The organism is Sphingobium trunci (genome assembly GCF_022664535.1).
GTDB lineage: Bacteria > Pseudomonadota > Alphaproteobacteria > Sphingomonadales > Sphingomonadaceae > Sphingobium.
This window is the reverse complement of sequence record NZ_JAKUJY010000016.1, coordinates 41910-58512: the sequence shown is the minus strand read 5'-3', so window position 1 is coordinate 58512 and position 16603 is coordinate 41910. Positions and strand designations below refer to the sequence as shown.

The 16603-nt window shown below is 66.9% G+C and carries 18 protein-coding genes; 9 read left to right on the top strand and 9 right to left on the bottom strand.

The genetic code is table 11. From position 1 onward, the window contains the following. The first annotated feature begins 3 nt into the window (after positions 1–3). Both MJ601_RS14455 and MJ601_RS14450 read left to right on the top strand, forming a co-directional pair. Positions 4–423, top strand: coding sequence for a GtrA family protein (locus MJ601_RS14455; protein WP_242127616.1), 420 nt, complete (start codon positions 4–6; stop codon positions 421–423). After that, on the top strand, positions 401–2257 hold the full coding sequence (locus MJ601_RS14450) for a hypothetical protein (RefSeq protein WP_242127614.1): 1857 nt from the start codon (positions 401–403) through the stop codon (positions 2255–2257). The genes MJ601_RS14455 and MJ601_RS14450 overlap by 23 nt, the downstream gene beginning before the upstream one ends. Here MJ601_RS14450 and msrB read toward each other — a convergent pair. From msrB to MJ601_RS14435, 3 genes are read right to left on the bottom strand one after another with little or no spacing between them, the layout of a single operon-like run. Beyond that, positions 2215–2682, bottom strand: a complete 468-nt coding sequence (gene msrB, locus MJ601_RS14445) for a peptide-methionine (R)-S-oxide reductase MsrB (RefSeq protein ID WP_242127612.1) — start codon at positions 2680–2682, stop codon at positions 2215–2217. The genes MJ601_RS14450 and msrB overlap by 43 nt on opposite strands. 19 nt (positions 2683–2701) lie before the next feature. Then, a complete protein-coding gene (locus MJ601_RS14440) occupies positions 2702–3892 on the bottom strand; it encodes an ABC transporter permease (RefSeq protein WP_242127610.1) in 1191 nt (396 codons plus the stop codon). Next, a complete protein-coding gene (locus tag MJ601_RS14435) occupies positions 3889–4845 on the bottom strand; it encodes an ABC transporter ATP-binding protein (protein WP_242127608.1) in 957 nt (318 codons plus the stop codon). The genes MJ601_RS14440 and MJ601_RS14435 overlap by 4 nt, the downstream gene beginning before the upstream one ends. A gap of 22 nt (positions 4846–4867) precedes the next feature. On the opposite strand from MJ601_RS14435, the gene queG reads away from it, so the two are divergent. Next, entirely contained in the window at positions 4868–5917 is a 1050-nt protein-coding gene (queG, locus tag MJ601_RS14430) for a tRNA epoxyqueuosine(34) reductase QueG (RefSeq protein WP_242127606.1), read from the top strand. A gap of 119 nt (positions 5918–6036) precedes the next feature. Here queG and MJ601_RS14425 read toward each other — a convergent pair whose 3' ends face one another. Further along, positions 6037–6402: a hypothetical protein gene (locus MJ601_RS14425; RefSeq protein WP_242127605.1), complete on the bottom strand. Its 366-nt coding sequence runs from the start codon at positions 6400–6402 to the stop codon at positions 6037–6039. Beyond that, entirely contained in the window at positions 6399–7076 is a 678-nt protein-coding gene (locus tag MJ601_RS14420) for an EI24 domain-containing protein (RefSeq protein ID WP_242127602.1), read from the bottom strand. The genes MJ601_RS14425 and MJ601_RS14420 overlap by 4 nt, the downstream gene beginning before the upstream one ends. A 116-nt stretch (positions 7077–7192) precedes the next feature. Here MJ601_RS14420 and MJ601_RS14415 point away from each other — a divergent pair, with 116 nt between their 5' ends. Continuing rightward, on the top strand, positions 7193–8194 hold the full coding sequence (locus MJ601_RS14415) for an adenosine kinase (protein WP_242127601.1): 1002 nt from the start codon (positions 7193–7195) through the stop codon (positions 8192–8194). Positions 8195–8611: 417 nt separating this feature from the next. Here MJ601_RS14415 and MJ601_RS14410 read toward each other — a convergent pair whose 3' ends face one another. From MJ601_RS14410 to tsaD, 3 genes are all read right to left on the bottom strand, one after another. Beyond that, positions 8612–10108 (bottom strand): lipopolysaccharide biosynthesis protein, encoded by a 1497-nt coding sequence (locus MJ601_RS14410; RefSeq protein WP_242127599.1) that lies wholly within the window; start codon positions 10106–10108, stop codon positions 8612–8614. 75 nt (positions 10109–10183) lie between these two features. After that, a complete protein-coding gene (locus tag MJ601_RS14405; protein ID WP_242127597.1) occupies positions 10184–11155 on the bottom strand; it encodes an NAD(P)H-dependent glycerol-3-phosphate dehydrogenase in 972 nt (323 codons plus the stop codon). 10 nt (positions 11156–11165) lie between these two features. Continuing rightward, positions 11166–12200, bottom strand: coding sequence for a tRNA (adenosine(37)-N6)-threonylcarbamoyltransferase complex transferase subunit TsaD (tsaD, locus tag MJ601_RS14400; protein ID WP_242127595.1), 1035 nt, complete (start codon positions 12198–12200; stop codon positions 11166–11168). Positions 12201–12244: 44 nt separating this feature from the next. On the opposite strand from tsaD, the gene hemC reads away from it, so the two are divergent. The 5 genes from hemC (at position 12245) to MJ601_RS14375 (ending at position 16111) form a co-directional block, all read left to right on the top strand. After that, a complete protein-coding gene (gene hemC / locus MJ601_RS14395; RefSeq protein WP_242127593.1) occupies positions 12245–13171 on the top strand; it encodes a hydroxymethylbilane synthase in 927 nt (308 codons plus the stop codon). Further along, entirely contained in the window at positions 13168–13836 is a 669-nt protein-coding gene (locus tag MJ601_RS14390; protein ID WP_242127591.1) for a uroporphyrinogen-III synthase, read from the top strand. Before hemC ends, MJ601_RS14390 begins: the two co-directional genes overlap by 4 nt. A 28-nt stretch (positions 13837–13864) precedes the next feature. After that, the gene (locus MJ601_RS14385) at positions 13865–14752 is read left to right on the top strand and encodes a hypothetical protein (protein WP_242127589.1); all 888 of its coding nucleotides are present in this window, start codon (positions 13865–13867) and stop codon (positions 14750–14752) included. A 124-nt stretch (positions 14753–14876) separates the two neighbouring features. Then, positions 14877–15626 carry an esterase/lipase family protein gene (locus MJ601_RS14380; RefSeq protein WP_242127587.1) on the top strand — a complete coding sequence of 250 codons (750 nt, stop codon included), beginning with the start codon at positions 14877–14879 and terminating at the stop codon, positions 15624–15626. Between the two features lie 188 nt (positions 15627–15814). Beyond that, positions 15815–16111 (top strand): hypothetical protein, encoded by a 297-nt coding sequence (locus tag MJ601_RS14375; protein ID WP_242127585.1) that lies wholly within the window; start codon positions 15815–15817, stop codon positions 16109–16111. An 87-nt stretch (positions 16112–16198) separates the two neighbouring features. Here MJ601_RS14375 and MJ601_RS14370 read toward each other — a convergent pair whose 3' ends face one another. Further along, positions 16199–16444 (bottom strand): hypothetical protein, encoded by a 246-nt coding sequence (locus MJ601_RS14370; protein WP_242127583.1) that lies wholly within the window; start codon positions 16442–16444, stop codon positions 16199–16201. Positions 16445–16603 lie beyond the last annotated feature (159 nt).

The window sequence follows — 16603 nt, the reverse complement described above, 5'->3', positions numbered from 1 at the left end:
CCAATGGCCACATGGGTACGCAGCATGGCCGGACCGCTGAACGCCATCATCGGCCGCTTCACCTTCACCCGCTACCTGATGGCCAGCGTCTGCGCCCTGTCGGCCGATTTCGCGCTGTTCCTGGCCCTGGCCCATATCGGCCTGCCGCCCGCCATCGCAGCCTTTGGCGGCTATTCCGGCGGTCTTGTCGTGCATTGGCTGATCAGCGTGCATTTCGTGTTCGAGGTTCGTGAGCCGCCCAGCCACGCCCAGCGTATCGCCTTCCTCCTCAGCGCGCTGATCGGAATGGCGATCACCATGGGTCTGGTCGGCGGCCTGAGCAGCCTGGGCCTCGCCCCCGCGGCCGCCAAGCTGATGGCGGTTCTGGTCAGTTTCCTGGCCGTCTATGCGATCCGGAAATATGGCATCTTCGCCCGCGCCTGAGCCGAGCTTCACTCCCGCGAAACCATCCATCGCTCCCTGGCATGTGTCGGCGGCGGCCCTGTTCGCATGGCTGCTATGCTGTGCGGTCATGCTCTGGCTGTTCCGGGACGGCCTGACGACGCTCAGCTTTCGGGATCCCGATGATGCGATGCGGCTGCAACAGGTGCGCGACTGGTTGCACGGACAGCCCTTCTGGGACGTCAGCCAGCACCGGGTCAATCCGCCGGCAGGCGGTCCCATGCACTGGTCGCGCATTGTGGATATGCCGATTGCGGCCCTGATCCTCCTTTTGCGCCCGCTGATCGGCGCCGTGATGGCCGATCGGATCGCTTGCGCCCTGGTGCCGCTGTTGCTGTTGGGCGGTCTGACGGCCACGATATTTGTGACGGCCCGACGAGCCTGCGGCCCATTTGTGGCACTGCTCGCGGTCGCGCTCCTGCTAACGTCGCCCACCATATTGGTGCAATTCACGCCGTTCAGAATCGACCATCATGGATGGCAGATCTGGATGGCCGCCATCGCCCTGTGCGGAACACTGGACAGGAAACCCTTGCGCGGCGGGATGATGGCGGGCCTCGCACTGGCCGTCTGGTTGCAGATTTCCAGCGAGGGCTTGCCCTATGCGGCGCTCTTTGCCGGGGTCTTCGCGCTGCGGCACTGCCGCGACGGGAAGGAAACACCCCGCTTCTGCGCCTTTGCCGTCGCGTTCGGCGGCGGCGCGTTCGCCCTGCTGCTCCTGCTGCGGGGTCCCGGAGCGACCTTGATCCGTCAGTGCGACAGCCTTTCGGCGGCCTATATCTGGCCCATCATAGCCTTTGCGCTGGCAACGCCCCTTGCCTTGCGCCTGCTTGGCACGGCTTCGATCCAGCGGCGGTTGCTGGCGGCGGCAAGCGGCGGCGGCATCGCTGTCGGCGTGTTTCTCATGACCGGCGGTTCCTGTCTTTCAGGCGACCCGTTCAAGGCGCTCGGCCCCGTCGCCTACCGCCTCTGGTATCTGCAAGTGAAGGAAGGCCGCCCGGTCTGGGAACAGGGGCTTGCGGTGGCGGGCATGATATTGCTGCCCTCTCTCCTCGGCCTGTCCAGCACCATTCTGGCTGCCGTGAAAGCCAGCGATCGGGAGGCACGCGAGCGCTGGGTCACCATCGTCCTTCTGCTCGGCGGCGCGACGGCGGTTTCGATCATGGTGCTGCGCGCCATGTCGGTGGCCCATGTCATCGCGCTGCCCGGCATCGCCTGGCTGTTGCTGGCGCTGTTCCGCCATATCCAGACATGGAAGCACGCCGTAGCGCGCATATTGACGTCGGCGTCGGTCGCGATATTGCTGACCCCGGCCGGGCTGTGCGGCGCCTGGGTGCTGATCGCGACCAGCGCGGCAAAGGCGAAGGAACAGCCCGAAGGCGTCAATTGCCGGTCATCGGCTGCGTTGGAGCCGCTGCATGCCCTTCCCAGGGCCATCCTGTTCGCTCCGCTTGATATCGGCCCCGACATCCTCGTGCGAACCCGCCACAGCGTCATCGGCACGGCCCATCATCGCAATGCGGCAGGCATTACCGCCGTCATCGAAGGTTTCACCGCTCCGCCGGACAAGGCCCGGGCAATCATCATGCACCTGAATGCAGGCAGAGGGCCGGACTATGTCGTGACCTGCAATGAAGCGAACGAGGTCAGGCATTATCGCTCGGAATTTCCGAAGGGCCTGGCAGCGGTCCTGGCGAGAGGCACGCCGCCTCGCTGGCTTCAGCCACTGCCATCTCCGCCCAAACAGGCTCTGCGCATCTACAAGCTGGTCGATCAATCCGGGGCGAAAGCCAATGCGACGCCGTTCATGCAATAGCGTTTGCCGGTAGGCCTGGGGCCATCGTCGAAAACATGGCCCAGATGCCCGCCGCAGCGGGCGCAATGGACTTCCGTGCGGGGATAGCCCAGTTCGAGATCGCGTGACGTACCGACCATCCCTGGCAAAGGCGCCCAGAAGCTTGGCCAGCCGGTGCCGCTGTCGAACTTGGTCCTCGAACTGAAAAGCCGCTGCCCGCATCCGGCGCAGGAGAAGATGCCGGAACGATGTTCCTTGTTGAGCGGACTGGTAAACGGATATTCGGTCGCCCGGTGGCGCAGCACATTATAGGCGAGCGGACTGAGACGCTTGCGCCATTCGGCGTCGCTCAAAATATAGGGATAGGCCGCCTCGGCCTCTCCCGGAGCGAACTGCCAGAGGATCAGCGTCGCCGCGCCCATGCCTAGAAATTGCCGGCGGTTCATGGGAGCGGCCATAGCAGGGTCAGCCTGTCGCGCTTCTGAACAACTGTTTCCACCAGCCTCCGCCTGATTTCAGCACATGGCGACGGAACAGCAGCACTCCGATCCGGATGATCAGGGCCACCCAGATCATCTGCCAGCCGATCGCCAGCAGATGGGGCCACAGCGCATCCACCTGCGCCGCCCGCGCGATCATGGCGAAAGGCGAGGAGAAGGGAACGATGGTGGCCGCGATTTCCGGCGGCGATCCCATTTTGTCAACGGCATAGGTGGCGAAGAAGAAGATCAGCATCTGCGCCATGGTGACCGGCATGTTGAGCGTCTGCACCTCCCGCACGGTCGCGGCCTGCGCCCCGATGCCGAGGAAGAGCGAGCCGAGCAACGTATAGGCCATGCCGAAATAGATGACGGCCAGCATCAGGAAGAGCGGCCAGCCGATCGCGGGTTCAGGCAGGCTGATGCCCGGCGCTTTGAGTGCAAGGAATACGGCGAAGGCCGTGCTGCCCCAGAAAAATATACCGACGAAGCTCATCGCCAGCATCGCCATCAGCTTGCCGAGGAAGATCGCATCGACCGGCACGGCCGCGGCCAGAATCTCGATGATCTTGTTGGTCTTTTCCTCGACCAGGTTGGACAGGATCATGCCGGCGAGCAGGATGGTGAGGAAGAAGATCACGATCTGCGCGATCCGGCCGATGATCAGGCGGCCCTGGGTCTGCGCACCGACGCTGGTCGAAACCTGCTGCGGTTCGATATGCACCATATGGAGCGATCGTTCGGCCAATGCGGCGCTCGCGATCAGGCTGATGTCCCCTTCCAGGCGCTTGATGTCGTCGGGCTGGCCCGTGACCACCGGCCGGGCCACGGAACCGGAGACGATCACGACGACTGCGGCATTGGGCCGGGCAAGCTGGACGCGTGGTGCCGGGGTGAGCGGAACGCGGCGCAGGGTAGGCAGGGCCTCCGCCCCCATGCGCGCGGTCAGACGGTCATGCGCCCTTTCCATCCGGTCCGCATCCTGTGCCGGCAGGGCGAGACCGACGACCGGCCGCAGGTCGGTCTTGGAAATCTTGTCGCCCAACCCGCCAAAGGCCATGCCGATGATGATCGGGAATAACGGTCCCAGCAGGAAGAAGATGAAGGTGCGGGACAGCACCACCGCGGTAAAGTCGCGGCGGGCGATGACGAAGGCGGCGCGCATCAATTCCCTCATGCCGCTTGCTCCCGCACCTGATCGTCCTGCATCTGCCGCGCCGCCGCTTCCCCGGCGATGGCGACAAAGGCGTCGTGCAGGCCGGGGCGCTCGATCGACAGGCTTTCGATCCCGGCATTGCCGTCGAGCAGCGCCCGGAGCAGCGGCTCGATCCCTTCCTGCGGCATGGCGAAGTGCCAGGCACCGTCCTCCGCCACCGTTTCGGGCGGAAGCGCGCGCCGCCAGCTGCCGTCACTCAGCCGCGTGCGCAGGCGGACCTGCGGGCGCAGGCGGTCGCGGGCTTGGGCAACCGTGCCGTCGAAGCGGACACGCCCCCCGGCCACGATCGCGATCCGCTCGCACAGCCGCTCTGCATGGGCGATGACATGGGTCGAGAAAAGAACGGTGACGCCCCGCTTCGCCTGTTCGCGGATCAAGCTCTCCAGCTTGCCCTGATTGAAAGCATCGAGACCGGAAAAGGGCTCGTCGAGCACAATCAGCTGCGGTTCGTGGACGATGGTGCCGAACAGCTGGACGGTCTGGGCCATGCCCTTCGACAGTTGGCGGATCGGCTTTTCGGCCGAGGCGCCCATGCCATAATCCTCCAGCATGGCGCGGGCGCGCTGGCGGCCGATCGCGAGCGGCAGACCGCGCAGGGCGCCCATGAAGGCCACCGCTTCGAAGGCCTTCATCGAGGGATAGAGGCCGCGCTCCTCCGGCAGATAGCCGACATTGCGCGCCTGGCGCAGCGGGGCCGGATCGCCGAGCAGGGTGCGATGGCCCTCATCCGGATCGATGATGCCCAGCAGCGTGCGCAACAAGGTGGTCTTGCCCGCGCCATTGGGACCCAGAATGCCGTAGATCGACCCGGCCGGCACCGCGATGTCGACGCCGTCGACCGCGCGGAATTCGCCGAATGTCTTGACAACAGCATGGCCTTCGACGGCATAGGTCGGTTGAGGTGCCCCGTTCATCGGCCTCTGATAGTCGCATCACATGCCAACGCAAAACGAAACATTGGAACAGCGGCTGAAGGCCGAGGCGCGGCGGCTGGGCTTTGCCGCCTGCGCCATCGCACCCGCCGATGCCGCGCCGCGGGCGGGAGACCGGCTGCGGCAATGGCTGGACGCGGGCCATCATGGCGACATGCTGTGGATGGAGGAACGCGCCGGGCAGCGCGGGTCACCGCAGGCGCTGTGGCCGGAGGTGCGCAGCGTCATCATGCTGGGGATGAGCTATGCGCCGGGGCGCGATCCGCTGGCGCTGGCGGAGGCCGGGGACCGCGGGCGGATTTCGGTCTATGCGCAGGGCCGCGACTATCATGACGTGGTCAAGAAGGGGCTGAAGGCCCTCGCCCGCTGGCTGGTCGAGCAGCAGCCGGGCGCGCTCAAGGTCTTCGTCGATACAGCGCCGGTGATGGAGAAGCCGCTGGCCGAGGCGGCGGGGCTGGGCTGGCAGGGGAAGCACAGCAACCTGGTCAGCCGGGCGCATGGCAGCTGGCTGTTCCTGGGCGCCATCTACAGCGAGATCGCGCTCACCCCGGACGTGCCGGAGAAGGACCATTGCGGCAGCTGTTCCGCCTGTCAGACCGCCTGCCCGACCGATGCCTTTCCCGCGCCCTATGTGGTCGATGCGCGGCGGTGCATTTCCTACCTCACCATCGAGCATAAGGGGCCGATCCCGGAGGCGTTCCGGAAAGGGATCGGCAACCGCATCTATGGCTGCGACGATTGCCTGGCCGTGTGCCCCTGGAACAAATTTGCCGAGGCGGCGGCCGCCAATCGGGCCTTTGTTGGACGGGCCGAGTTGGCGGCGCCGGAACTGGGCGACCTGCTGGCGCTGGACGATGCCGGCTTTCGCGAGATTTTCTCAGGATCGCCGATCAAGCGGATCGGGCGGAACCGGATGGTCCGCAATGCCGCGATCGCCGCCGGAAACAGCGGCGACGCCCGGCTGGTCGAGCGGTTGCGGCCGCTGACTGGCGATGACGATCCAGTGGTGGCGGAAGCGGCGCGCTGGGCGCTGGATCAACTGGCCGCCCGATAGTATCCGGGTGACATAGGTGACACGATGGAGGCGCCGAAAAGGCGCCGTTTTCCGCCGTTTTTCCCGTTTGTCAAAGAGCCGCCCGGACCATGGCACGAACCGGGCGCTGTAGGACAGGCTTATTTGCCCTGGAGCATGGCGGCGCAACCCGCCGGGTCGACATCGGTGCCGGTGGGCGTGCGCGCGTCGACATGGGTGACGAGCGGCTCCTTCCCCTGCGGCGGGACGTAGAGATAGGCGTCGAGCACGCAGCGGCCATTGCCGAACTGCAGCTTGCGCACCGTGGTTTCGCGAATGTCGAGCCGGGGCTGGCCGAACATCTGCATGAGATGCTTCGCGTCCGATCCGATCAATGGGCCGGGGCGGGTGAAGGCGCTGGCGGGCGGACCGGCGGGCGGCGGGGCCATGTGGGTCGCGGGCGGCACGACGCCCCCGCAGGCCGCGAGCGGCAGGAACAGGAGAGCGGCCAGAGGCGCGCGGTTCATGGCTTTGTCCTTCGGGCACCGTGCAGCATGTGCACCGCCATAGCCGCGCTCCAGATCGGCGCAAGCAGGTTGACCGCCGGGATCAGGAACAGAAGCGCCGAGACGAGGCCCATGAGCCACCGGCTGCCGCGCGGGATCGGCGGCACGGCGGGATGGCGCGGCTCCACCATCTCGGCCAGATCCCGCCCGAGGAGAGTGGCGTTGACGATCAGGAACAGGCCGATGGTGCCGATGCCGGTCACCAGCAGCAGCATATAGGCGGGCAGTGCGAGCAGGTTCCAGCCGATCGCGCGCGCCAGCGAGCGCAGCGCCAGACGCAGGCTGCGGCCCCAGCCGACCGGGCGGGCGCTGGCGGCGGCCTGGGGATAATGGTCGCGTTCGATCGCGACAATAATGTCGTCGGCAAACAGGTTCATGATCGCCATGGCCGTCGCGCGAAACAGCAGCCAGGCGGCCGCGACGAGCGCGAGGATGGTGGCGGCCGCCTCCGCCCAACGCCCCCAGGCGGCCGCGCCCCAGCCGAAATGCAGCCGCACGCTGTGGAAACCGAACCAGAGCGCCCCGCCCAGGACGGCGAAGGCCAGCAGGCTCAACAGCAGCGTCTTGAACGCGAGGCGAAGGGCCGCGCCGTGGAAGATGGAGGGAAAGGCGCGAAAGGCGGCAGTCAGGACCATGGCGCCGTTCTTCCCCCAGCGGGCGCCGACCGTCAATCAGCGGCGTTGCGCGGGCCGCCGGGGATCGTTAGAGACGGCGGGATTTTTTTCCCGTTCCCTACCAAGAAGGAGTGTGCGTGACCGCTGCTGCCCCCACGCTGGACGTTGTTGCCATCGGCAACGCCATTGTCGATGTGCTTGCCCGGAGCGATGACGCCTTTCTGGCGGAACATGCGCTGACCAAGGGCGGGATGCAGCTGATCGACGCGGCCACGGCCGAGAGCCTCTATGCCGATATGGGCGCGGCCAAGGAGATCAGCGGCGGATCGGCCGCGAACACGCTGGCGGGGCTGGCGGCGCTGGGCAAGAGCTGCGGCTTCATCGGGCAGGTCAATGACGACCAGCTGGGCGCAGTGTTCGCTCATGACGTGCGGGCGCTGGGCATCCGTTACGAGACGCCGGTGATGCAGGGCGACGTGCCGACCGCGCGCTGCCTGATCCTGGTCACGCCCGATGCGCAGCGGACGATGAACACCTTCCTCGGCGCGTCGCAGTTCCTGCCCGAAGCCGCCCTGGACCTCGACCTGATCCGGTCGGCCAGCATCCTCTATCTGGAAGGCTATCTGTGGGATCCCGAACAGCCGCGCGCGGCGATGCGGGCAGCGATCGAGGCGGCGCGGGGCGCAGGGCGCAAGGTCGCCTTCACCCTGTCCGACAATTTCGTGATCGACCGGCATCGGGCCGACTTCGTGGAGCTGATCGATCGAGGGATGATCGACATTCTCTTTTCCAACGAGGGCGAGATCCGGTCGCTGGCGCAGATCGACGATTTCGACCGGGCGGTGGCGGCGATCGCCGCCAAGGTGCCGGTGCTGGTATCGACGCGCAGCGAAAAGGGCGCGATCGCGGTGGTGGGCGGCATCCACCATGAAGTGCATGCCGCGCCGGTTTCGGAGATCGTCGACACCACCGGCGCGGGCGACCTGTTCGCGGCCGGGTTCCTCGCGGGGCATCTGGAGGGGCTGGACATCGAACAATGCCTGAAGCTGGGCGCGGCAGCGGCGGCCGAGGTGATCTCGCACTGGGGCGCGCGGCCGGAAGAGGATCTGCAGGCGATCCGGGCGAAGACGCTGGGGTGAAACAAAAGGGCCGGGCGAAAGTCCGGCCTTTTCCTTTGGGACTAGAGCGATTTCCAGTCAGATGGCATCATCTGACGGTCAAGAAATCGCAACAAATCAAAAGAATGGAGCGGTCGATCTGATTCCATCAGATCGAAAACCGCTCCAGGTGTTTAGTCCCAGCATGTGTGGGGATTGAGGCGAGCCGAAGTCCAGCGCAGCTAAAATGGTGGATTTCGAGAACCGGCGCGGAGCGACCTGCAGGTCGTGAGCAGTGGAAGCGCAGAAAGCCGTCATTTGCAGCCCGCCTTGGGCTGAATCCGCACACATGCTGGAGCATTTTCGAAGCAGGTGGCCTCACCTGCTGGCTCGGATAATGCGGAAAACAGCGATAAATGGAGCATGATCCGATTCAACATGATCGGGTCATGCTCCAGCTCAGGCCGCCTTTGGCTTGCGGAACAGGGCGCGGTCCTCCGAGCCGAAGCCCCACCGCCAGATGACGAAGCCATAGACGCCCAGGATGGTGAAGACGCCGAAGACCAGCTCCACCCATTCGAGGCGGGGAGGAAGCGCGACGAAGGCGGCGCCGACGATGCAGGCGACGCCCGACGCACTGAGCAAGGGCCAGCGCCAGGCATTGACCTTCGCGCCCAGCAGGCGGGACAGCAGGCGGGCCTTGACCAGCGCGCTGACGCCCAGCGCGATGCTGAGGGCCAGGGCGGGCGCGGCGGCGATGGCTTCCGGCCGCAGGCCGAGATGGCGGGCGAGGAAGATCAGCGCGAAACTGAGCGCGGCCTGGAGCGCGATCATCAGCAGCGAGATCATCAGATTGCGGTGGCGGGCGATATAGACCAGCGCGGATTCGCTGACCACGGCGGTGGCGGCGACGACTTCGGCCAGCAACAGGAAGGCGAGCGCGCCGGTGCCGCCGACGAAATGCGGGCCGACCAGGCCCATGACCGCTTCGCCGGGGATGCCGAGGGCAAGGGCGATGCCGGCCTGCGCGGCGATGATCCAGAAGCCGACCTGGCTCACCTGCCTCGCGATGGCGGCGAGATTGCCCTCCGCAAGATTGCGGGTGATGACCGGGCCGAGGATCGGGTCGAAACTGGTCTTCAGCTTTTGCGGCAGGGACGCGACCTGCTGGGCGACATAATAGATGCCGACCACCGCCGGGCTGACGAACAGGCCGAGGATCGCCATGTCGAGACGGCGGGAGCCCCATTCGACGCCGTCGGCCGCCGCCAGCGGCAGGTTGCGGCGGGCGAGCCGCCAGAGCCTGCCGAAATCGGGGCGCCAGCCATAGGGTATGCCGTAATGGCGGGTCATCGGGATGATCGAGGCGACCAGCGCGGCGATCATCGAGACGACATAGGAGAGGATGAGACCGTCGCGCAGCGAATAATAAGCGAAGCCGAAGGCGCCGATGCTGATCGCCCAGGGTTCGATGATCGATCGGGCGCGGACGGTGGCGCCGATGTCGAAGCGATAGGCGCAGGCGGCCAGCGCCACGTCGGAGCCGGCGACGGCGATCACGATCAGCGCCAGCAGCCGGTCGAGGCCGTTGATGCCGCTGTTGGGGAACATGGCCTGCGGAAAGGCGACGAGGATCGCGCTGCCGATGAGGGAAGCGACCAGCGTCACCAGCATCGCGTCGGTCACGACATGGCTGTGCGGGCGTTCGGTCTGCGCAAGGGCGCCGGCGAGGCCGCGCTTCAGGCCCAATGTCGCGAGCTGGGCGACGAATTCCACCACCAGCACGGCATAGGCGAAGCGGCCGAGCGCGTCGGCGCCGTACCAGCGCCCGGCGATGAACAGGAACGGCAGGCGAGCGGCCAGACGAAGCAGGAAGCCGAACACATTGGTCCGGCCGCCCCTGGCTAGCGCTGCAATATCATCCTGCTGCGCGGGAGAGGCCCCTTCAACCGGCAACGAACTATGATCCCCCTGTGCTGTCAATTTCTGGCGTGCCGGATAGTAGCGATATCTTGTGAGCGCGCGATGAATTTATTCGGCGCGCAGCGGACGGGCGAGCAGCGCGTCCATCACCCGGCCCAGCGGGGCCGCATCTTCGAGCAGGGCGCAGACGGCCTCCACCACCGGCATTTCGACCTTCGCCGCGCGGGCGGCTTCGCGCAGGACGGGAGCGGTGAAGGCGCCTTCCGCCACGGTCCGTCGGTTGGAGAGGAGGTCCTTGGCCGACCGGCCTTCGCCCAGCCCCTTGCCGAGCGAGAAGTTGCGGCTGTTGGTGGAGGAGCAGGTGAGGACGAGGTCGCCAAGGCCCGAGAGGCCCGATAACGTTTCCGGGCGGGCGCCCCTGGCGAGGCCGAAGCGGGTCATTTCGGCAAAGCCCCGGCTGATGAGCGAGGCGCGGGCGTTGAGGCCGAGGCCCGCCCCCTCCGCTACCCCACAGGCGATGGCGAGGACATTCTTGACCGCGCCGCCGATCTCCGCGCCGACCACATCGTCGGAAAGATAGGGGCGGAAGGCGGGGCGGGCGATGCGGGCGGCGATCCTCGCGGCGAGGCCGGCGTCGGCGCAGGCGAGGGTGATCGCGGTGGGCAGGCCTTTGGCCACCTCATGCGCGAAGGTCGGTCCGGAAAGGACGGCGATGGGGGATGCGGGCTGCGCCTGCGCCGCGACTTCGGACATGAGCAGGCCGGTGCCCGCCTCTATCCCCTTCGAGCAGAGGATGAGGGGGGTGCCTGCCGGGACCTGCGCCACGACGCTGCGCAGATGCTGGGCGGGGCTGACGATCAGCAATATGTCGCGATCGGCCATGGCGGCCATGTCGCCGGTCGCCTCGATCGCGGCATGGAGCGGGATGCCGGGCAGATAGAGCGGGTTCTGGCGGACGCTGTTGACCGCCTCCACCACGTCCGGCTCCAGCGCCCAGAGGCGGACATGCCGGCCTTCGGCGGCGAGCGTCTGGGCAAGCGCGGTGCCCCAGGCACCCCCACCGATCACGCCGGCTTTCATATAGGGGCCTTCATGCTTTCACTCCTGCGCCGCGCGCCTTTTCCGCGCCGGGATCGAGCGGCCAGCGCGGGCGGGCCGGGACGGTGAGATCGTCGATCAGCCCGGCGGCGTAACGCTCGGCGCCCGCCCAGGCGATCATCGCGGCATTGTCCGTACAGAGCCAGAGCGGCGGGGCGACGAAGGGCAGGCCATGCTTCGCCGCGAGGGCTTCGAGCGCGGCCCGGATCGACTGGTTGGCCGCGACGCCGCCCGCGACGACGAGGGCGGTCATGCCCTGATGCTCGCCAAGCTGCCTTTCGGTGCGGTCGACCAGGCAGTCTATCACCGCCTGCTGGAAGCTGGCGGCGATGTCCTCCGTCGAATATCGGCCGGACTGGACGGCGCGCATCACCGCGCTTTTCAGGCCCGCGAAGGAGAAATGGGGTTCGGCCGTGCCGACGAGGGGGCGTGGCAGGGGGACGGCTTTGGGATTGCCCGTTGCGGCCGCCCTTTCGACCGCCGGGCCGCCGGGATAGCCCAGGCCCAGCAATTTGGCGGTCTTGTCGAAAGCCTCGCCGCTGGCATCGTCTATGGTGGTGGCGAGGCGCGCATAGTCGCCGGGACCGCGCACTTGCAATATCTGGCAATGGCCGCCCGACACCAGCAGCAGCAGATAGGGAAATTGCAGCGAAGGATCGGCGAGGCGCGGCGAGAGGGCGTGGCCTTCGAGATGATTGACCGCGATCAGCGGCTTGTTCGCCGCATGGGCGAGCGCCTTGCCGGTGACCAGGCCGACCATCACGCCGCCGATCAGGCCGGGACCGGCGGTGGCGGCGATCACGTCGACGTCGTTCAGGGTCAGGTCCGCATCCTTGAGCGCCGCCTCGATCAGGGGCGCGAGCGCCTCGACATGGGCGCGGGCGGCGATTTCGGGGACGACGCCGCCATAGGGACGATGCGCCTCCTCCTGCGCGGCGAGGCGGTGGGCGAGGATCCTGCCCTCCGCCGTCACCAGCGCCGCCGCGGTTTCGTCGCAGCTTGATTCCAGGCCGAGGATGATCGTCATTGCTGCTTCCATCTAATGTCCGTGGTCATTAGAGCAAGCGGCATATGAAAAAGCTTGATCGTCCGCTTCGCCTCGGCACCCGTGGTTCCCCGCTCGCGCTCGCGCAGGCGCATATGACGATGGCGGCGCTGCGCGCGCGCCATGGCTGGGATGAAGGCGCGATCGAGATCGTCGTGGTGCAGACCAGCGGCGACCGGATCCAGGACCGGGCGCTGGCCGAGATCGGCGGCAAGGCGCTGTGGACCAAGGAGCTGGACCGGGCCCTGATCGCCGGAGAGATCGATTTCGCGGTCCATTCGATGAAGGATGTCGAGACGATCCGGCCTTCCGAGATTCGCATCGCCGCGATGCTGCCGCGGGCCGATGTGCGCGACCGGCTGGTGGGGGCGGAGAGTTTCGCCGCCTTGCCGGAGAAGCCGGTGGTGGGGACCAGCTCGCCGCGCCGGGCGGCGCAGGTGAAGCGCTTGCGGCCGGATGCTGAGGTCGTGCTGTTTCGCGGCAATGTGGCGACGCGGCTCGGCAAGCTGGCGGCGGGGGAGGCGCATGCCACCCTGCTGGCGGCGGCGGGGCTGGACCGGCTGGGCCAGGGCGATGTGGGGGTGACGATCCCGGTGGAGACGATGCTGCCCGCGCCCTCGCAGGGGGCGGTGGGGATCGAGACGTTGAGCGGCAATGCGGCCATGCTGGAACTGCTGGGGACGATCAGCGACGCGGAGACGTTCGACTGCGTGATGGCGGAGCGCGCGGTGCTGGCGGGTCTGGGCGGCACCTGCCATTCGCCGATCGCGGCGCTGGCGCGGCTGGAGGATGGGCGGATTCACCTGCGCGCCGAGATTTTGAGCGCCGATGGGCAGGAACGGGTGGAGGACGAAGCCCGCATCGCGCGGGGCGATACGGTTGCGGCCGAAGCTTTGGGGCGTGCGTTGCTCGGCCGGGCGAGTCCGGCGCTGCGGGCGCTGTTCGAGGCGTGAGGCGCCTCGTCATCCTGCGGCCCGAGCCGGGCGCCGGCAGGACCGCCGCACGGGCGGCGGAGCTGGGGCTTGACCCGCAGGTCGATCCGCTGTTCGCGCCGCGTGCGATCGATTGGGTGGCGCCGCCTCCCGGCGATTTCGATGCCCTGTTGCTGACCAGCGCCCATGCGGCGCGGCTGGCCGGAGCGCGGCTGGCGGATTATCGCGGCTTGCCGGGCTATGCCGTGGGGCGGGCGACGGCGAGGGCACTGACCGGGGCGGGCTTTGCCCAGGTGGTGGCCGGGGACGGCGACGGAACCGCCATTGCCCGCAGGATTGCGGCCGACGGGCATCATAAGGTGCTGCATCTGGCCGGGCGGACGGTCGCGCCGATGGAGGCCGGTTCGCTCAGCATCGAACGCGTCGCCGTCTATGAAATGCTGCGCACGGACGATGACGGGCTGGCCGGCCGGCTGGAACCGGGCAGCGTCCTGCTGGTCCATTCGCCGCGCGCGGGCGCGATATTGGCGGAACGGGTGGACGTTGGCCGCCGCGGGGATCTGCACCTGATAGCGATCAGCCCCGCCGCACTGGCCGCCTGCGGCACCGGCTGGGCGAGCGCCCGGGCGCCCGATATGCCCGACGACGAGAGGATGCTGGCCCTTGCCGTCCGATTATGCGAATGATCCGCCTTCATATGAGGAAAGGCCTTTGATGAGCGACACGGACGGCGTGGCAGCTGCTCCCGTAGCCGATGCACCGGTGGCGGCCGCACCCGTGCAGCGGCGCGGCCCCTGGTTGATGCTGGTCCTGTTGCTGATGGCCTTTGCGATCGGGGTGGTGCTGACCATCCTCGCCATGCCGCGCATCCAGCTGTGGCTGGGCCAACCCAAGCCGCAGGCGGTGGCGGCCGATCCGTTGCTGGGCGGCGTGGCGCCGGGCGCGGCGATGCGGCCGCTGAGCGGCGATGCCGCGCAGATGCTGGACACGCGGGTGGTGCAGCTGGAGGAACGGCTCAACCGCATCACGGTCGAGGCGCAGGCGGCTTCGGGCAATGCGGCGCGGGCCGAGGGCCTGCTGGTCGCCTTCGCGGCGCGGCGGGCGCTCGATAGCGGGACGCCGCTCGGCTATATCGAGGGGCAGTTGCGGCTGCGTTTCGGGCAGGCCCAGCCGCGCGCGGTGGCCACGATCATCAATGCGGCGCGCGAGCCGGTGACCTTGGCGGATCTGCGGGCGGGCCTGACGGCCCTGGGCGATCAGGTGACGGTGCCGCCCGCCAATGCAAGCTGGTGGCAGGCGCTGGAGCATGAAGCGCGCGAGCTGATCTCCTTCCACAAGGAATCCACGCCCTCGCCCCGGCCGCAGGCGGCTCTGGACCGGGCGATCCGCTATCTGGACGGGTCGCGCGTGGGCGCGGCGCTGGCGGAAGTGGAGCAGATGCCCGGCCGGGCGGCGGCGGATCGCTGGATGCAATATGCGCGGCGCTATCTGGAGGCGCGGCGGGCGCTGGACCTGATCGAGACGGCGGCCATCCTGGAGCCGCGCCAGTTGCGCACGGTCGATGGCGGCGCGGTGGCGCAGACATCGCCCCTGGCGCCCTAAGATCCGGCCTCTAAGCCGCTGTCACAAACGACGAAGCGTTGAACTTCGTCGATGGAAGGCATGGACGGACGCCTGCCTGTCATGAGATTGTCATCTTGTTTCTTTCGAACAGGATGCCCGTCTCTTGCCGCCCTATGCCGACGCCATTGCCAGCTTCTGGAAGGCCCGCCTCGCCAGCGGTCCGCGCGCGGCTGAACGGCCGTCGCTCCAGCATCTGCTGGGCAATGCGGCATTGCCGTTCGATCTGGCGCGGACCAGGGCGCAGGCCGCGACGCTGGCGAAAGCGATACGGGGCGACGGGCGGAAGATATTGCTGCTGCCCGGATTGATGGCGTCGGAACAGCGGATGGAGCCTTTGCGCGATGTGCTGAACGCCGCCGGCTATGATGCGCATGGCTGGGGCATGGGGCGCAATTTCGGGCCGAAGCCGGAGACGCTGGAGCAGATCGACCGGCGGGTGGACGAGATCAGGCGCCGGAGCAGCGGGCAGGTCACGCTGGTGGGCTGGAGCCTGGGCGGCCTGTTCGCCCGCGAATATGCGAAGTTCGCCCCCCGCAAGGTCGGTGGCGTGGTGACGATGGGAACACCCTTTTCCGGCGATCCCCGCGCCAATCATGCCTGGCGGCTGTACCAGCTGGTTTCCGGCTTTCCGGTGGACCGGCCGCCCTTTGCCTGCGATCGCGAAGAGAAACCGCCCGTGCCGACCGTGGCGCTCTGGTCGCGGCGGGACGGGGTGATCCTGCCCGAATGCGCCAGGGGCCGCGCCGGGGAGCGCGACCGGGCGATCGAGGTGGACTGCACGCATATGGGCTTTGCCGCCGCGCCGGAGGGAATATTGGCGGTGGGCAAGGCGCTGGAGGCGCTGCGGGGCTGAACGATTTTGGCTGATTTGGATGGAAACCGAAAGACGGCTTCGCGGTGAAACGTTCAATTTGCAGAGGTTGGATATCCGAGTAGCGTCGGACCATGAGACAAGCTGATTTTCAGACTGATGGATGGTGCCTCGAAAGTGGGGAGGCCTATCAGGCCAGCGCGCCAGACACTTTTTGGATACCGGATCGAATGAGCCGTGAAAGCCTTCAACCCGGTGACTTGGTGAAGCTCATATTCCGCATCAGCATTGACGATCCAGATGAGCCTGTGGCGGTTGAGCGCATGTGGGTTCTTGTCCGGAAGCAAGTCGAGGGCGGCCAGTATCTTGGCATCCTAGACAATGATCCCAGCGCAGTTGCGGAAAACGACGAATTTTGGAGCGGGATCGAATTACCCTTCGCGCCTCACCACGTCATCGACATCGAACCAGGCGATCAAAATACTCGCGCCCTTGCTGACAAGGAACCGAAGAGGCGCTGGCTCTAATCCCATCCTGCTTTCGATGACGTGCACGGGTTTGCGGAATGGCGACCTTTGGCCCTAATTGGCGATGATACCACGCTTAGACGATCCTCACTTCGCTAGGGCCGCCACCCGGATCGCGATGGCAATGAAATTAGGCGCTGCAAGCAAAAGGGCGATTAGAGGGGCACCAAAGGCACCGGCGCCATCATATGGCCCACCGAGAACCCAATATGCACCTATGGTATAGACGAGAATCCACGGCAGCAACCACCGCGCAGAAATGAACGCGGTCACGGCTAACGGGCCAAAGGCAATTGCTGCAATTTTCAGCCAGAGCAGGGTTACAACCGACACTAGAGCGATTTCCAGTCAGATGGCATTATATGACGGCTAATAAATCGCGGCAAATCAAAAGAATAGAGCTAGGAAGCCTTATCAGCGTGGCGAAGGTGCAGTCCCGCATTCATCATGGAACTGAGCCTACCAGCAAGCCCAATGTCCGCAACCAGCCAG

Excerpts from the sequence above, each read along its gene's own strand:
- tsaD (WP_242127595.1), bottom strand. The coding sequence starts at position 12,200 with ATGACGATCATCCTCGGCCTGGAATCAAGCTGCGACGAAACCGCGGCG.
- MJ601_RS14385 (WP_242127589.1), top strand. The coding sequence starts at position 13,865 with ATGAGCGACACGGACGGCGTGGCAGCTGCTCCCGTAGCCGATGCACCG.
- MJ601_RS14455 (WP_242127616.1), top strand. The coding sequence starts at position 4 with ATGGCCACATGGGTACGCAGCATGGCCGGACCGCTGAACGCCATCATC.
- MJ601_RS14420 (WP_242127602.1), bottom strand. The coding sequence starts at position 7,076 with ATGGTCCTGACTGCCGCCTTTCGCGCCTTTCCCTCCATCTTCCACGGC.
- msrB (WP_242127612.1), bottom strand. The coding sequence starts at position 2,682 with ATGAACCGCCGGCAATTTCTAGGCATGGGCGCGGCGACGCTGATCCTC.
- MJ601_RS14440 (WP_242127610.1), bottom strand. The coding sequence starts at position 3,892 with ATGAGGGAATTGATGCGCGCCGCCTTCGTCATCGCCCGCCGCGACTTT.
- MJ601_RS14450 (WP_242127614.1), top strand. The coding sequence starts at position 401 with ATGGCATCTTCGCCCGCGCCTGAGCCGAGCTTCACTCCCGCGAAACCA.
- MJ601_RS14405 (WP_242127597.1), bottom strand. The coding sequence starts at position 11,155 with ATGAAAGCCGGCGTGATCGGTGGGGGTGCCTGGGGCACCGCGCTTGCC.
- MJ601_RS14435 (WP_242127608.1), bottom strand. The coding sequence starts at position 4,845 with ATGAACGGGGCACCTCAACCGACCTATGCCGTCGAAGGCCATGCTGTT.
- queG (WP_242127606.1), top strand. The coding sequence starts at position 4,868 with ATGCCAACGCAAAACGAAACATTGGAACAGCGGCTGAAGGCCGAGGCG.
- hemC (WP_242127593.1), top strand. The coding sequence starts at position 12,245 with ATGAAAAAGCTTGATCGTCCGCTTCGCCTCGGCACCCGTGGTTCCCCG.
- MJ601_RS14425 (WP_242127605.1), bottom strand. The coding sequence starts at position 6,402 with ATGAACCGCGCGCCTCTGGCCGCTCTCCTGTTCCTGCCGCTCGCGGCC.
- MJ601_RS14375 (WP_242127585.1), top strand. The coding sequence starts at position 15,815 with ATGAGCCGTGAAAGCCTTCAACCCGGTGACTTGGTGAAGCTCATATTC.